General features: G+C 64.8%; 17 protein-coding genes. 3 read left to right on the plus strand and 14 right to left on the minus strand.

Annotated features, from left to right (window positions below; all coding sequences use genetic code 11):
- Positions 1-30 precede the first annotated feature (30 nt).
- The 13 genes from hflX to IPG14_RS00835 all read right to left on the minus strand — a co-directional run bounded on the left by hflX (position 31) and on the right by IPG14_RS00835 (position 10,334).
- Entirely contained in the window at positions 31-1,224 is a 1,194-nt protein-coding gene (gene hflX / locus IPG14_RS00775; protein ID WP_343384631.1) for a GTPase HflX, read from the minus strand.
- Between the two features lie 2 nt (positions 1,225-1,226).
- On the minus strand, positions 1,227-1,418 hold the full coding sequence (locus IPG14_RS00780) for a type II toxin-antitoxin system HicA family toxin (RefSeq protein WP_343390605.1): 192 nt from the start codon (positions 1,416-1,418) through the stop codon (positions 1,227-1,229).
- Complete coding sequence (locus IPG14_RS00785) at positions 1,415-1,636, minus strand: type II toxin-antitoxin system HicB family antitoxin (RefSeq protein ID WP_343390606.1); 222 nt, start codon at positions 1,634-1,636, stop codon at positions 1,415-1,417. The genes IPG14_RS00780 and IPG14_RS00785 overlap by 4 nt, the downstream gene beginning before the upstream one ends.
- 47 nt (positions 1,637-1,683) lie before the next feature.
- A complete protein-coding gene (locus IPG14_RS00790; protein WP_343389754.1) occupies positions 1,684-2,847 on the minus strand; it encodes an LL-diaminopimelate aminotransferase in 1,164 nt (387 codons plus the stop codon).
- A 73-nt stretch (positions 2,848-2,920) separates the two neighbouring features.
- Positions 2,921-4,351 (minus strand): FAD-dependent oxidoreductase, encoded by a 1,431-nt coding sequence (locus IPG14_RS00795; protein ID WP_343390607.1) that lies wholly within the window; start codon positions 4,349-4,351, stop codon positions 2,921-2,923.
- Entirely contained in the window at positions 4,351-4,779 is a 429-nt protein-coding gene (locus tag IPG14_RS00800) for a CBS domain-containing protein (protein WP_343384633.1), read from the minus strand. The genes IPG14_RS00795 and IPG14_RS00800 overlap by 1 nt, the downstream gene beginning before the upstream one ends.
- Positions 4,780-4,878: 99 nt before the next feature.
- Positions 4,879-5,718 (minus strand): diaminopimelate epimerase, encoded by an 840-nt coding sequence (gene dapF, locus IPG14_RS00805; RefSeq protein WP_343390608.1) that lies wholly within the window; start codon positions 5,716-5,718, stop codon positions 4,879-4,881.
- 52 nt (positions 5,719-5,770) lie between these two features.
- Positions 5,771-6,712: a tRNA (adenosine(37)-N6)-dimethylallyltransferase MiaA gene (miaA, locus tag IPG14_RS00810; RefSeq protein ID WP_343390609.1), complete on the minus strand. Its 942-nt coding sequence runs from the start codon at positions 6,710-6,712 to the stop codon at positions 5,771-5,773.
- A 1-nt stretch (position 6,713) separates the two neighbouring features.
- On the minus strand, positions 6,714-7,457 hold the full coding sequence (gene tpiA / locus IPG14_RS00815) for a triose-phosphate isomerase (protein ID WP_343390610.1): 744 nt from the start codon (positions 7,455-7,457) through the stop codon (positions 6,714-6,716).
- A 12-nt stretch (positions 7,458-7,469) separates the two neighbouring features.
- Complete coding sequence (locus tag IPG14_RS00820; protein WP_343384637.1) at positions 7,470-8,042, minus strand: hypothetical protein; 573 nt, start codon at positions 8,040-8,042, stop codon at positions 7,470-7,472.
- Positions 8,043-8,044: 2 nt separating this feature from the next.
- The gene (locus IPG14_RS00825) at positions 8,045-9,220 is read right to left on the minus strand and encodes a phosphoglycerate kinase (protein ID WP_343391039.1); all 1,176 of its coding nucleotides are present in this window, start codon (positions 9,218-9,220) and stop codon (positions 8,045-8,047) included.
- An 8-nt stretch (positions 9,221-9,228) separates the two neighbouring features.
- Positions 9,229-9,696 carry an RpiB/LacA/LacB family sugar-phosphate isomerase gene (locus tag IPG14_RS00830; protein ID WP_343384638.1) on the minus strand — a complete coding sequence of 156 codons (468 nt, stop codon included), beginning with the start codon at positions 9,694-9,696 and terminating at the stop codon, positions 9,229-9,231.
- Positions 9,693-10,334 carry an L-threonylcarbamoyladenylate synthase gene (locus IPG14_RS00835; protein WP_343390611.1) on the minus strand — a complete coding sequence of 214 codons (642 nt, stop codon included), beginning with the start codon at positions 10,332-10,334 and terminating at the stop codon, positions 9,693-9,695. Before IPG14_RS00835 ends, IPG14_RS00830 begins: the two co-directional genes overlap by 4 nt.
- Before the next feature lie 111 nt (positions 10,335-10,445).
- Here IPG14_RS00835 and guaA point away from each other — a divergent pair, with 111 nt between their 5' ends.
- Genes guaA through purE form a run of 3 tightly spaced genes read left to right on the plus strand, consistent with a single transcriptional unit; the run spans position 10,446 to position 13,778 of the window.
- Positions 10,446-12,035 (plus strand): glutamine-hydrolyzing GMP synthase, encoded by a 1,590-nt coding sequence (guaA, locus tag IPG14_RS00840; protein WP_343390612.1) that lies wholly within the window; start codon positions 10,446-10,448, stop codon positions 12,033-12,035.
- Positions 12,036-12,042: 7 nt separating this feature from the next.
- Positions 12,043-13,311, plus strand: coding sequence for a phosphoribosylamine--glycine ligase (gene purD / locus IPG14_RS00845; RefSeq protein ID WP_343390613.1), 1,269 nt, complete (start codon positions 12,043-12,045; stop codon positions 13,309-13,311).
- Positions 13,311-13,778 carry a 5-(carboxyamino)imidazole ribonucleotide mutase gene (purE, locus tag IPG14_RS00850; RefSeq protein WP_343384642.1) on the plus strand — a complete coding sequence of 156 codons (468 nt, stop codon included), beginning with the start codon at positions 13,311-13,313 and terminating at the stop codon, positions 13,776-13,778. The genes purD and purE overlap by 1 nt, the downstream gene beginning before the upstream one ends.
- Positions 13,779-13,794: 16 nt before the next feature.
- On the opposite strand, the gene IPG14_RS00855 is transcribed toward purE, so the two are convergent.
- Positions 13,795-14,589, minus strand: coding sequence for a class I SAM-dependent methyltransferase (locus IPG14_RS00855; protein ID WP_343390614.1), 795 nt, complete (start codon positions 14,587-14,589; stop codon positions 13,795-13,797).
- Positions 14,590-14,617 lie beyond the last annotated feature (28 nt).

The following is a 14,617-nucleotide window of genomic DNA, read 5'->3' on the forward strand; positions in this document are numbered from 1 at the left end:
GGGGTGTTGTACCGGTTCGTCCGGCGCCGTTCAAACGGCGCGACCGACGAGTTCGCCGATCCCGGCCTCGCCCGTCTCGATATCGCCATCGAGAGCCGCCTCGATGCGGCGGCGGAGATTGTCGAGCCCCCAACGGCTGGCGGCCGAAATGATGACGACATTCCCCGGAGGAGCTCCGGCCCCAAGGATAATGGCGCGCGCCTCATCGAAGTCGGCTACTTGCTCGCCGTCTTCGTTGGTCAGCAAGTCGACCTTGTTCAGGGCAAGAAGTGTCGGTTTCTCACCAACACCGAGTTCGCGGAGCGTCGAATCGACGGTTTCGGCGTGTTCGAAGGCGTTCTGGTGAGAGATATCGATGACATGAAGCAACAAGTCGGCTTCTTCGAGCTCCTCGAGGGTCGCTCGGAACGCTGCGACCAGCTGCGTCGGCAGTTTCTGGATGAACCCTACGGTGTCCGTGAGGAGGATGACCTCGCCCGAGGGGAGTCCGAGGCGGCGGGTCACGGGGTCGAGGGTGGCGAAGAGCCTGTCCTCGGCGAGGACGTCCGCCCCGGAGAGTGCGCGCATGAGCGTGGACTTTCCCGCGTTGGTGTAGCCGACCAGAGCCACGACTGGAACGTTATTTCGTGCCCGGCGGCGGCGGTAGAGTTCGCGCTGCGTGCTCACTTCCTTGAGGTCGCGCCGCAGCTTCGCGATGCGGGCGTTGATGAGCCGGCGGTCGGTTTCGATCTGTGTTTCACCCGGACCGCGGGTGCCGATCGCGCCTTCCATTCGTTCAAGGTGAGACCACTGTCCGGCAAGCCTGGGGAGCAGGTATTGCATCTGTGCGAGCTCTACCTGGAGGCGGCCCTCCCGCGTCTGGGCGCGAGTCGCAAAGATGTCGAGGATGAGCGCTGTCCGGTCGATGACCTTCACGCCGAGCGCTCGTTCGAGGTTGCGCTGCTGCGATGGTGAGAGCTCGTCGTCGAAGATGACGACGTTGCAGTCCAGCCTCTTGTGGGCTTCGTTGATCTCCTCCACCTTGCCGCTGCCGACATAGGTCGCCACGTTCGGGTGTTCGAGCTTCTGGGTGGTCGACCCGGCGACGGCGGCGCCCGCGGTCTTCGCCAGTTCTGCAAGTTCGCCCAAGGACTCCTCGGCCGGAAGCAGCGCCTTCGGGAGGTCAGCGGCGACGAGGAATGCTCGGTCGGCGATCGGTGCGGTGGAGTGAAACTTCGAGGGCATAGCTATCCAGTGGGTGGCGGTACGGAGAGGCCGCGGCAGATTTTCTGAGCGAGCCGATCCTTCACTTCGTTGTGGCGCGGGATCTGTTCCCGCTGACCGGTGTCGGGATTCCACCAGATCGAGTGGCTCGCCCCTTCGCGCAAGAGTATGCATCCGTGTTGGGTCAGGTGACGGACGAGGTTGACGCGTTTCAACCTGGAATGGTCACAACTCTCCGCTCCGCCGCAGGGGACACCTCAGCGGAGCGCTCCTCACGGAGGTAGGCCAGCATCAATTCTATGCCTTCGCGAAGGTTTTCGACCGTCTCCTCGATTGTGTCGCCCTGGCCATTGGCACCGGGAACCTCGAGGCAGAACGCCCAGAAGCCACCTTCTTCGGCCGGTTCAACAATCGCCGTGAATTCGTTCGTCACGTCCAGATCATACCAGAGGCAGCGGCCGGGGCGGCGTCTCCGCGCGTCTACTTCGCGGCCCAGGCCTCAATCCGGCGGAGCCCTTCTTCCATCCGGTCATCGGGTGTTGTCACGCTCAGGCGGATGTAGCCTTCGCCGTTCAGGCCATAGCCACGGCCCGGGGTGACGACCACGCCGGTTTCATCGATGAGCCTGGCGGCGTATTCGGCGCTGGTGATACCAGCGGGAAGCTTCGCCCAGACGTAGAGGGATGCCTTCGGAGTGTCAACATCGAGACCAGCCTTGCGCAGCACCTCGACCATGCGGTCGCGGCGGCGCTGGTAGATGGCGTTGTGTTCGTCGATGCAGTCCTGCGGGCCGTACACGGCTTCGATAGCCATCTTCTGGATGGCCTGGGGGATGCCGCTGTCAATATTCGACTTCACCCGCATCAGGGCGTCGATCATCTCGGGGTTGCCGACGACCATACCAATCCGCCAGCCAGTCATGTTGTAGATCTTCGACCAAGAGTTGAACTCGACGGCGACATCGCGCGCGCCAGGCACCTGGAAGATGCTGATCGGGTTGTACCCGTCGTAGGCGACGTCACAGTAAGGGTTGTCGTGGAGGATGGCGACGTCGTACTTCTTCGCCCAGTGGATAGCGCGTTCGAAAAAGTCGAAGTCCGCGACAGCGCCTGTGGGATTGTTCGGGTAGTTCAGCCAGATGAGCTTCGCCTTCTCGGCAACATCGGCCGGGATCCTCTCGAAGTCAGGCTTCCAACCGCTTTCGCGCGTGCAGTCGAGCTTGTAGCTGGTCCCGCCGGCGAACATCGTGCCGACCTCGTAAACCGGGTAGCCGGGGTCGGGAACAAGGGCGATATCGCCCGGATCGATGAAGCAGAGAGCGATGTGGCCGATGCCCTCTTTTGAGCCGATGAGCGGAAGGGTTTCCTTCTGCGGGTCGAACTTCACTTCGAAGCGGCGTTCATACCAATCGGAGATCGACTGCCGCAGTTCGGGCAGGCCCTCGGATTCCGGATACCGGTGGTTGACCGGCTCTTCGGCCGCCTGATGAAGCGCGTCGAGGATGTGACGGGGAGTCGGGAGATCCGGGTCGCCGATCCCGAAGGTGACGATGTCGACACCTTCGGCGCGCTTGGCGGCGATCCTCTTGGAGATCTCAGCAAACAGGTAAGGAGGCAGCGCCTCGACGCGCTTCGCGAGTTTCATCATGAATATCCTGTGGTTCGGGTGGTGCCTGCCGCGTCAATCGCGCGCCGGTTGCACGCCACCGATCCTACCATCAACGCGCGGCACGGCCATCCACCCGCCCGAGCGCCCGCCACATCTCATCGCGCGAGCCACACTTCACGCGCGGGCGGCCACACCGTTCCCCCTCCGCCAACTCGAGGGCATCGATCGCGCACCAGTCCTGGAACGTGGTGAAATCCACGCAGCGGTCCGCAAACACCGACGTGACTGCCTCGGGCGAGGCGGACGAGGGCTGCCATGTCAGGCCGGCGCGCGCGTCTTCGAGCATCGCCGTCACCGTCTCCAATGCGTCCGGCTTGTTCGTACCGATGACCCCGGAGGGACCGCGCTTTATCCAGCCAGCTGCGTATTCACCGACAACTGGCGATTCGCTCTCCGCGTCGAGCACGCGGCCGCCGGCATTTGCAATCACTCCCCAACGTTCGTTGAATGGCACCCCGGCGAGCGAGACGCCGCGATAACCGACCGAGCGAAAGACGAGACCGGCCGGGATGGTCTCGGATTCTCCCGTGGCTTCAGCCGACAGCGCGCCGGATGCCGTCCTTACGAGGACGTTGTGGACCAGGCGAAGACCACCGACGCGCCCCTGGCCGGTATCTTGCAGCTCAACCGGCGAGACCAGAAACCGAAGGTGCAGCCGTCGAGGCTTTCCGCCGGGCGGCCGCGACGCGTATTCGCGAATCATCTCGACCTTGCGGGCGAGCATACGGTCGCCGCTGGCCTCAAGTTCCTCGCGGCTGAGAGGATCCAGTTCTGCTTCCGAGTGGGGGATGTCGACGTCGGCATCGGCCAGTTCACCGAGTTCCTTCAACTCCGGGTTCGTGAAGGCGGCCTGGGCCGGACCCCGGCGGCCGAGAAGGTACACGTCGCGGACCCGGCTTTTACTGAGCGCTTTCACGGCGTAGTCGGGCATATCCGTCGCTCGGAGCTCCTCCGGTGAAAGGCAGAGAATCCGCGCAACGTCGATCGCCACGTTGCCAACTCCGACGATCGCGACACTCTCCTGCGAGAGGTCGAACCGGCAATCGCGGTAGTCGGGGTGCCCGTTGTACCAGGCGACGAAGGAGGTAGCCGGATGGCTGCCTTCGAGGTCCTCGCCTGGTATGCCCATGCGGCGGTCCGTTTGGGCGCCGGTGCAGAAGACCGCCTGGTGGTAGAGCCCCTTGAGGTCATCGATCGTCAGGTCGCGGCCGAAGTCGACGTTGCCGAAGAAGCGGAAGCGCGGGTGCATCGCCGTCTGGGAGAAGCCCTTCGTGACGGTCTTGATCTTGAGGTGATCCGGGGCGACGCCATGGCGGACGAGCCCGTATGGGGAGAGCAACCGGTCGAACATGTCGACGGAAACGACAACGTCTTCTTGCTTCAGGAGATGGTCGGCGGCGTAGAACCCGGCCGGCCCTGCTCCGACGATTGCGACACGAAGCGGGTTTTCAGGGGTGCCTGCGAGTGCAGATGCCGCCATCAGGATTCCAACAACCGTGTTTCGAGCGATTCGACCGTGCCGCGGAACTCGGTGAGCTGGGCCTTTACGAGGTCGCCGATTGTTACCATCCCGACGAGCGAGTCGCCTTCAACGACGGGCATGTGGCGGAAGCGGCGGCTCGTCATCGTGCGCAGGACGCTGTCCGCGTCGTCGTCGGGCGCGGCCGTCAGGACCGGGGAGGTCATCAGGTCCGCCACCGTCTGCTGAATCGCCCCGGGGCTGCTGGCCATCGCACGGATTATGTCGCGTTCTGACAGCAGCCCAACCGGCTCCCCGGCGCGGCCAAGCACCACCAGCGCGCCGATATTGTTCCCGGCAAGCGTGTCAATTGCGTCTCGAATCGAGGAACCGGGGCCGATCGTGAAGACCCGGTTGCCCTTGGCGGCAAGAACTGCGGACAGCTTCATGGAGCGCCTCCCGGGATCATTCTCGCACGGCGCAAGGTCGTTCCAGAGCGATCACGAGAGAAGATCCGGGAAACCGAGATCAGGGGTGCCAGCCTCGGCTTAACCTGGCCAGTCCGTATCGAAGACTCGGACAGCGGGGCCAGTCATGAATACTGAGCCTTCGCCATCCCATTCGAGGACAAGGTCGCCGCCGGGCATGTGGTCGATGACGCGGTCCCCGGTGAAGCCACGCATCCGCGATGCGGCGCAGACGGCACTCGCGCTCGTCCCGGAAGCCAGGGTGATACCAGTTCCGCGTTCCCAGACCCGGTGCTTCACCTCTCCCTTGCCGAGCACCTGGACTACCTGGAAGTTCGTCCGGCGTGGGAAAAGGTGGTGGTTCTCCACCAGCGGTCCGACGCGTTCCAGCGGGAAAGCGGCCGGGTCATAGTCGATGTAATGAATCGCGTGCGGGTTGCCCATGCTCACGAGCGTGAGCTTCAGGTCCATCCCATCGACGACGATCGGGAGGTCGACGATGGGGCCACTGCCCTCCACGCTCGCGGGCAGGGAGGCCGGCGAAAAGTTCGGCGGGCCCATATCGACGCGGGCGGAGGTAATCTCGCCGCCTTCACGGAAGAGTTGCAGGACCTTGATGCCGCCGAGGGTCTCAACCGAAACGGTCTCGGCATCGCGCGGCAGGAACCCCTCTTCGACGGCGAACTTCGCGAGGCAGCGGATACCGTTGCCGCACATCTCGGCTTCGGACCCATCGGCATTGAACATGCGCATCCGCATGTCCGCCTTGTCCGACTTCAGGCCAAGGATGAGACCGTCTGAGCCGATGCCGAAGTGCCGGTCGCTAATCTTTCGGGCGACCTCATCCCAATCATCGCGGTCGTGGCGAGGAAGCGTGTAGACGTAGTCGTTTCCGGCGCCGTGCATCTTGGTAACGCGCATGGGAAGAGTGTATCCGCGACCGGTCGCCCCGTTCAATGGTACCTGGTCTCAATTAGGGCCTGCCCTCGCCCCGGATCGCATTGGTACAGGCGCCGGTGAAGATGTTGGCCTGCAGGTCGATGCCGTCGGCGTCGCGGACCCAGGTGATACGCCGGTCATCGCGGCGGAACCATTGGTCCTGGGCACGGATGAGCCGGTGGGTCGCTATCTTCGTGCGTTCCTTCGCCTCGTCGAGGGTCTCCTGGCCTTCGAGATAGCGCACGGTCTCGCCGTAACCAATGGACGACATCGCCGGACAATCGGCCGGCACGCCGGCAGCCAGCAAGCCCTGCACTTCTTCGATGAGCCCGCCTTCAAACATTGCCTCGACTCGTTTGTCGACACGGGGATAGAGCACATTCCGCGGCACGTCGACGCCAAAGAGGAGGAATTCGAAGTCCGGGTCCTTCTTCTTCTGCCACTCGCTCATGGTCCGGCCGCTTTTTTCGAACACTTCCAACGCGCGGATGACGCGCCGCACGTTGCGTCCGTCGATCCTGTCGGCCGTGTCCGGGTCCACTTCTGCGAGCCGACGATGGAGCGCGTCGTGACCTTCAAGGGCGGCGAAAGCAGCCAGCCTTGCCCGGAGCTCTTCGTCAGGCTCGACGTCCGGCACCTGCCAGGCTTCGAGCAGCCCCCAGACGTACTGTCCCGTGCCGCCGACGAGCCAGGCGAAGGCGCCGTGTGCCCAGATCGCCTCCAGCGTCTCCCTGGCCTGCTGCTGGTAGAGCGCGAGGTTGTATCCATCGTTGGGATCGGCGACGTCGTAGAGGTGGTGGCGCACCCGCCGGCGATCCTCCACGGACGGTTTCGCTGTGCCGACATCCATTCCCCGGTAGACCTGGCGGCTGTCGGCGTTGACGATTTCGCCGCCGAGGCGTTGGGCCAGATCGAGCGCGATGGCGGACTTTCCCGCGCCCGTCGCGCCGACGATAGCCACGAGACGGCGCAGCACCTCAGGCTCTCGCCGAGGCGCAAATCGCCCCGAACTGATCAGCCTTCAACGAAGCGCCGCCCACAAGAGCGCCATCAATATCGGGAAGGGAGAGCAGCGACAGGGCGTTTTCGGCATTCACACTGCCACCGTACTGGATACGCATGGCGTCCGCAGCGGCCGGTGCAATCTCGCGGAGCACACCGCGGATGTAGGCGCATGCTTGCTGCGCGACTTCCGGCGTGGCGGTTTCGCCGGTGCCGATGGCCCAGACCGGCTCATAGGCAATCGTGACGCGCTCGGAGAGCGTGAGCCCGGTGAGCCCCGCACGGAGTTGGCGGTAGAGCACCTTCTCCGTGAGACCCCCCCGGCGTTCCTCCAGGAGCTCGCCGACACAGACGATGGGGTCGAGCTTCGAAGCGAGGACAGCGGCGAGCTTCCGGTTCACCGAGTCGTCGGTTTCGCCGAAGAATTGGCGGCGCTCGCTATGGCCGATGATGACGTACCGGCAGTAGTCCTCGAGCATGGCGACGCTCACTTCCCCGGTGAAGGCGCCCTTCGGTTCCCAATGGACGTCCTGCGCGCCGACGCCCACGGGCGTGCCTCGCAAAGCGTCGCGGACCGCTCCGAGATGGGGGAATGGCACACCGACGGCAACGTCGCAGGCGGCGCCGCTGGTCGCTTCGGCCACGCCCCGGGCGAGCGCGACGGCCTCGGCCTCCGTCGTGTTCATCTTCCAATTGCCTGCGACGAATGGCTTCCTCATGCGATAGCCCTCCTAGCGGCGCTTCCGTTTCGATGCAGCCGCAGACTTCTGTGGTTCGGCCTTCACCGGCCCGAAGCGCTCAACGAACTTGTGCGGATTCCTCACGCTGAGCACCACGCGCGTCGCGCTCACGCGCCAGAGACGGGGGATGAGCCAGACGCGAATCGGGCTCTTGAGGGTGACCTCCGCCGCCGGACCCCAGGCAGCGACGAGTGCGACTCCGCCGCCGAAACCGGTCCGTACGCCCAGGCCTCGCCACCACTTCCACGTCACGAGTTGTGCCCCTGCAACATCGCGCGTCTCGACGATGGCATCGACGAAACCGCCGTATCGGATCCGCATCCGGTCCTCGGAAATGGCTACGAAGGAAGTCGGGAGGCGCAGGGCCATACCGAACATCCAGATGAAGAGGATTCCAAAGAGGACGCCCATCAGGAGCAGGGGGACCCCGCCCTCATCGAGGTATGCCTTGAGGACCACGACTCCACCGATGGCGATCGCGCCGGCCCCGATGGCAACGATTACCTGCAGGAGGCGAATGCCGCGAAAACTGAAGAGCAGCGGGACATGGCCCGGATTCGTCATCGTCAGGCGTCCAGGAGCGCGGCGACACCCGGGAGTTCGCGCCCTTCAAGCATTTCGAGCGAGGCGCCGCCGCCTGTGGACACATGGGTGAAGCGGGATTGCAGACCGGCAAGGGCGACGACGGCCGCAGTTTCGCCGCCGCCGACGACAGTCGTGGCATCGAGATTGGCGACGGCCCGGGCCAGGTCGAACGAACCGTGCGAGAACTTCTCCATTTCGAAGACGCCCATCGGGCCGTTCCAGACCACCGCCTTCGCCCGCTTCAGCGCGGAGGCGTAGGCCTTCACCGTGGCAGGCCCGATATCCAGCACCATGTAACCCGGAGGGATCTCGGCGATAGGACGGGTCAGGGCCTCGGCATCCTCAGCGAATTTGCTCGCTGCGATGACATCGACCGGGAGGTGGACAGCGACACCAGCCGCCTTCGCACGTTCGAGGATGGCCTTGGCCGCTTCCACCTGTCCGTCTTCGACGAGCGACATCTGCACATCGATGCCGGTTGCCTTCAGGAACGTGTTGGCCATGCCTCCACCAAGGAAGAGCATGTCGATTTTCGGGAGCAAGTGGTCTATCGCGGGGATTTTCGTGCTTACCTTGGCCCCACCGACGACGGCGGCGAACGGTTTCGGCGGATGCGCGACCAGGGCGCTCAGATAGCGAACCTCCTTCTCCATCAGGAAGCCCGCCACCGAGGGCAGGTGGTGCGTCACGCCTTCAGTGGAGGCGTGGGCGCGGTGGGCGGCGCCGAAGGCGTCGTTGACGAAGACCTCAGCCAGCGAGGCGAGCTGCTCGGCGAAGAGCGGCTGGTTCTTCTCCTCTTCCGCGTGGAACCGCAAGTTCTCGAGCAGGAGGACGTGGTGTCCCATAGCGGCGACGGCCGCTTCCGCGACTGGCCCGACGCAGTCTTCGGCGAAGAGCACATCCGCACCCAAAAGGTTCGACATCCGGCCCGCCACCGGCGCGAGGGAGAGTTCCGGATCGACACCTTTCGGGCGGCCAAGGTGCGAGCAAACGATTACCCGGGCGCCCTGTTCGACGAGGTACTTGATGGTTGGCAGCGACTCCCTGATGCGTGTGTCATCGGTGATCGCGCCGCCTTCGAGCGGGACATTGAGGTCGGCGCGCACGAGCACACGTTTGCCCGAGACGTCGATGTCGCGGACGGTCTTCTTCCCAATGCCGTCGCTCATGACGGGTTCGCCGCCGCGCCGATTCCGCGACGTTCGACCTTCGCCAGCTTGTCGCGCCGGCGGGCATGGTTCCCCTCTTCGGGAGTGCTGGCAAGGAACGCCATGAGGCACTCATCCGCGATCGCGCGGCCGATCTCCCAGGCGCCGAGGGCGAGCACATTCGCATCGGTGTGCTGGCGGGCGCGCGAGGCGCCCCAGCCCGTGTGACAGAGCGCGGCACGGGCGCCGGGCACCTTGTTCGCGACGATGCTCACGCCAACCCCGTTGCTGCAGACGACCACTCCGAGGTCGACCTCGCCTGCGACCGTATCCCGGGCGACGGGCTCGGCGAAGTCAGGGTAATCGACGCTGTCCGCCGAGTAAGTGCCGTAGTCCACGGCCTCGTGGCCGAGCGATTTCGCCGTTTCCATCAAGTGTTGCTTTAACTCGAAACCGGCATGATCTGCGCCGAAACCGACCTTCACGAGCGGATGCTCCTTGCAACGGGTATCTGGGCCAAACCAAGTATACGGGCGACCGTAGCGCGGTCTATCGCGCCTTCCCGAAGGATGCGCACATCGGCACCAGACGCGTCGATCACGGTCGAGTCGATGCCCTGCGGCGTCGGTCCGTTGTCTATGGCCGCCGCGCACGCCGCGCCCACCTGGGCTACAGCCTCCGCGCAGGTCAGAGGGCTTGTCCCTCCAGAAATGTTGGCACTCGATGCCGCCACCGGGCCGCCCAACGCGTCGATCACGTCGAGCGTGATTTCGACGGGGACCATGCGGAAGCCGACGGTGGCGCCGCCGCTGAGGGCCGGGCTGGACCACCCTTCCCGCGCAGGAACGATGATGGTCCATCCGCCGGGACCCAGCGCATCGACGAGCGTCCGGGCAGCTGGCGTGACTACCGCGTGCCGCTCAAGCCATGACGGATCTCTCCCGAAGAGCAGCTGTAGGGGGAAGTCCGCCGACCGGCGCTTTGCGGCGTAGACCGCGAGCACCGCCGCGTCGTCCCGAACGTCCGCGGCGATGCCGTAAACGGTGTCGGTCGGCACGATGACCAGTCCGCCTCGAGCGAGGGCGTCGCTGGCAACGGACACCGCTTCCGCTGATGGTTGCAAGGTCGGCAAGCTGGCTCCCGAGGCTCGCCCCCGCGCGCGCGGCGGCGAAAGCGATTTCGTAGATCAGAGTCTACAATTTGGCTACCCTGCCGTATGGGTATTGCGCATTCAATGACCGAGACCCTCGCCGAAGCACAAAATTCAGCCGCCAACGACCCCGCCAGAGGCCACGAGACGATCGTCGTGCTCGACTTTGGCGCCCAGTACTCGATGCTGATCGCCCGCCGCGTGCGGGAACTGAACACGTACTGTGAACTCATCCCGTGGGATTCTCCGGCCGAACGCGTCGCAGGCCTCGATGTCCGCGGCTACATCCTCTCCGGCGGGCCGTCTTCTGTGTACGACGAGGACGCCCCGGTCGCACCACAATGGGTGTACGACTCGGGCAAGCCCATCCTGGGTATTTGCTACGGAATGCAGTTGCTGGCGCATCAGCTTGGTGGCAAGGTTGGCCCCGGCAGCGAACGGGAGTTCGGACCGGCATCGATCACGCGCTCAGTCGCCACACCGCTGCTCGAAGGCCTGCCCGATTCGGTCGAGGTTTGGATGAGCCACGGCGACCGCCTGGAAGCGCTCCCGCCGGGCTTCGTTTCCATCGCTCACTCCGGCAACTCGCCATATGCAGTGATGGCCGACCCGGCGCGCGGCTACTACGGCCTCCAGTTCCACCCGGAGGTCGTCCACACCCCGCGCGGGAAGGACATGCTGCGCAACTTCGTGCGAGACATCTGTCACTCCGAAGGCACATGGACATCCGGGAACTTCATCGACGAGACGGTGGAGGCGATCCGCAAACAGGTCGGAAACGGCAAGGTGATCTGCGGCCTTTCGGGCGGCGTCGATAGCGCCGTTGCGGCAGCCCTCGTGCACAAGGCGATCGGCGACCAGCTCATCTGCATTTTTGTCGACAACGGGCTGCTTCGATCGGGCGAAGCGGAGGAGGTGGTGACGACTTTCCGCCGCAACATGCAGATCAACCTCATCCACGTTGAAGCCGAAGACCAGTTCCTCACCCAGCTTGCCGAGGTGACCAACCCGGAGACGAAACGGATCCGAATCGGCAACACGTTCGTCCGCATCTTCGAACGCGAGTCGCGCGCTATCGAAGATGCGCGGTTCCTTTGCCAGGGCACGCTCTACCCGGACGTCATCGAGAGCGGCTCCCATGGCAAGGGGGCGAAGGTCATCAAGACGCACCACAACGTCGGCGGGCTGCCGGCGGACATGAAACTCGGCCTGGTGGAGCCCCTGCGCTACCTGTTCAAAGATGAAGTTCGGCGTATCGGCGAGGCTCTTGGACTGCCTGAGGAGATGGTCTGGCGGCACCCGTTCCCCGGTCCCGGCCTCGCCATCCGGTGCATCGGCGAGGTTACGAAGGAGCGGCTGGACATCCTCCGACGGGCAGACCTCATCGTGATGGATGAGATCCGCGAAGCCGGCCTCTACCGTGACATCTGGCAGACTTTCGCCGTCCTCACTGACACGAAGACCGTCGGAGTCCAGGGCGACTACCGGACTTACGGCTACGCCGTCGCCATCCGCGCGGTAGTGGCGGACGACGCGATGACGGCAGACTGGGCACGCCTCCCGCACGAACTTCTTGCCCGAATGTCGAACCGGATCGTGAACGAGGTGCACGGCATCAACCGCGTCGTTTACGACATCACACCGAAGCCGCCGGGGACGATCGAATGGGAGTAGCCGGCTAGTGGGCGCGCGAGTCTTGTTGGTAGGCCAGGGCGGGCGGGAACACGCGACCGCCTGGAAGCTGCTGCAATCCCCGAGGGTGGAGCACGTCTTCGTGGCGCCCGGAAACAGCGGCACGGGGTTGATCGCGACGAACCTCCCGCCGAGGACGACTGATATCGAGGGTATCGTCGCCGCCGCGAAACAGCACCGCATCGACTTCTACCTCGCCTGCAGCGACGACCCGCAACCGCTCGGGCTCGTCGATCGCCTGCAGGCCGAAGGGATCCTCTGCTACGGGCCGTCGGCGGCGGCCGCACGTATCGAGGCCAATAAATCCTGGGCGAAGGGCTTTATGTCGCGCCACAGGATCCCCACTGCCGACGGACGCGCCTTCGATGACTATGCTGCGGCGTGCACCTACCTCGAATCACTCCCTCCGGGGAAGCTCTGGGTGAAAGCCTCTGGTCTGGCTGCGGGCAAGGGTGCCGTCGGCTGCGAAACTCGATCCGAAGCCCTCTCGGCGATCAAAGAAATGCTCGTCGACCACCAATTCGGGACGTCCAGCGACACCATCGTCATTGAGCGGGACATGCCGGGCTGGGAAACCAGTTGTCACGCCTTCTGCGATGGCAAGACCGCCGTGCTCTGGCCCTTCTCCACCGATTACAAACGCTCGCTCGATGGCGGCGAGGGCCTGAACACCGGCGGGATGGGCGCGTATAGCCCCAGTGCCGGCATCTCCGACGAGTTGATCGAAGACATCCGCCGTCTCGTCGTCGACCCGGTTATAGCTGGCATGGCCGCGGAAGGCCATCCCTACAACGGCACCCTGTACCCCGGGATCATGGTCACTGCCGAGGGCCCGAAGATCGTCGAATACAACGCCCGCCAGGGAGACCCGGAATCCCAGGTGCTCCTTCCCCGGCTCAAAAGCGACCTGTACGAGGTCACCCGCGCTGCCGCCCGCGGCGGACTGGCGTCGATGGAGGTGCGATGGTCGTCGAGGCCGTCCGTCGGCATCGTCATCGCGAGCCGAGGCTACCCGGAGTCGTTCGAGACGGGCCTGGCCATCAGGGGACTGGACGCCGTAGACCGGGATGTGCTGGTCTTCCACGCTGGTATGAAATCGGCGGGCGGCGGCTTCGTGACCTCCGGCGGGCGCGTCTGCACGGTGGTGGCGATGGGCGACACCATGGAGGAAGCCAGGGCCATCGCCTACGACAACGCCCGCCGGATTACTTTCGAGAACGCCTACTACCGAACCGACATCGCCCTGGAGGCTGTCTGATGGCTAACCCCCTGGTCGCAATCCTCATGGGTTCCGCGAACGATGAGCCGCTGCTGGAGCCGACGAAGAAGGTGCTCGACGAGCTCGGTGTCCCGTACGTCGTGCGTGCCATGTCGGCGCACCGCACGCCGGACAGGGTGCGGGAGTTTGCGAAGCGAGCCGAGAGCGACGGCCTGGAGGTGTTGATCTGCGCGGCCGGCGGGGCGGCGCACCTGCCCGGGGCGGTCGCCGCGAACTGCACGCTCCCGGTAATTGGCATCCCCCTCGCCTCGAGCGAAGTGGCAGGGGGGCTGGACGCGATTTACGGCGTCCTCCAGATGCCGCCCGGCGTGCCTGTCGCGGGCGTGGCGGTGGGCTCGTGGGGTGCCCGCAACGCAGCATATCTCGCCGCTTCCATCCTTGCATTGAAGCACCCGGACATCCGCGAGGCGTACAAGGCGTTCCGGGACAAGCAGTCGCAGGGGTAAATCCGAGGGCCGGCGCTCACTTCTTCCGCGCCACCCAGACCTGCTCCTTGCCGTACGCCGGCGGGCTTCCGAAATAGTCTGAGTACTCCGCTTCGACCTCGAAGCCGCAGAGTTCGAGCAAGTACCGCATCTCGTTCCGGTAGGTCCACCGCATTCGGAGCACTTCTTCTTCGACGCGGATGGCGCCGCCATCGCCATCCAGTTCCGTGAACCGCCAGGTCTCTTCGAACACCTGCGCGACGATGTCCGCCGTTCGGTCGGTTGCTTCGATGCGGACGGGGTTCCACGTCTCCGGGTGAAGGACCTGGCCCAGGTCCCGCCAGGCATCGGGCATCGGGCCCTCGGCCATTCGATCGAGTTGAGGGTCGAAGATGTCGATCGCGAGGATCCCGCCGGGCACCAGGTGCTCACGGACGCAATTGAGGCAGCCGCGCTGTTGGTCCGGTGTCGTCAGCAGCATGAACGAACGGAAAGCGATGTACACGAGGCCGAACTGTCGTCCCAGACTGAAGTTCGACATGTCCCCATGCACGAGTGCGAGCGTTGTCCCGGCCCCCGTTGCCGCTGCCTCTGCCTTCGCTACATCGAGCATCGGCTGGGACAGGTCCAGCCCGGTGACATGGATGCCCTCCAGCGCCAGTGGCAGGGCGACGCGCGCAGTCCCGCAACCCAGCTCCAGCGCAGGCCCCGGCGCGTTGCGGGCGAGCTCCAGGTAGAAGTCGATATCGCCTTCTACGACGGGCATGCTCGCCGAGCGCGTGGCGTAGATTTCCACGTGCAGGCTGGGACGCGAATAGAACGGTTCTGCCATCGTCGGAGTCTAGCCGTTCCCTGTTCCG

It is taken from the genome of Candidatus Amarobacter glycogenicus, from assembly GCF_016704105.1.
In the GTDB taxonomy this organism is placed as follows: Bacteria; Chloroflexota; Dehalococcoidia; order Tepidiformales; family Tepidiformaceae; genus Amarobacter; species Amarobacter glycogenicus.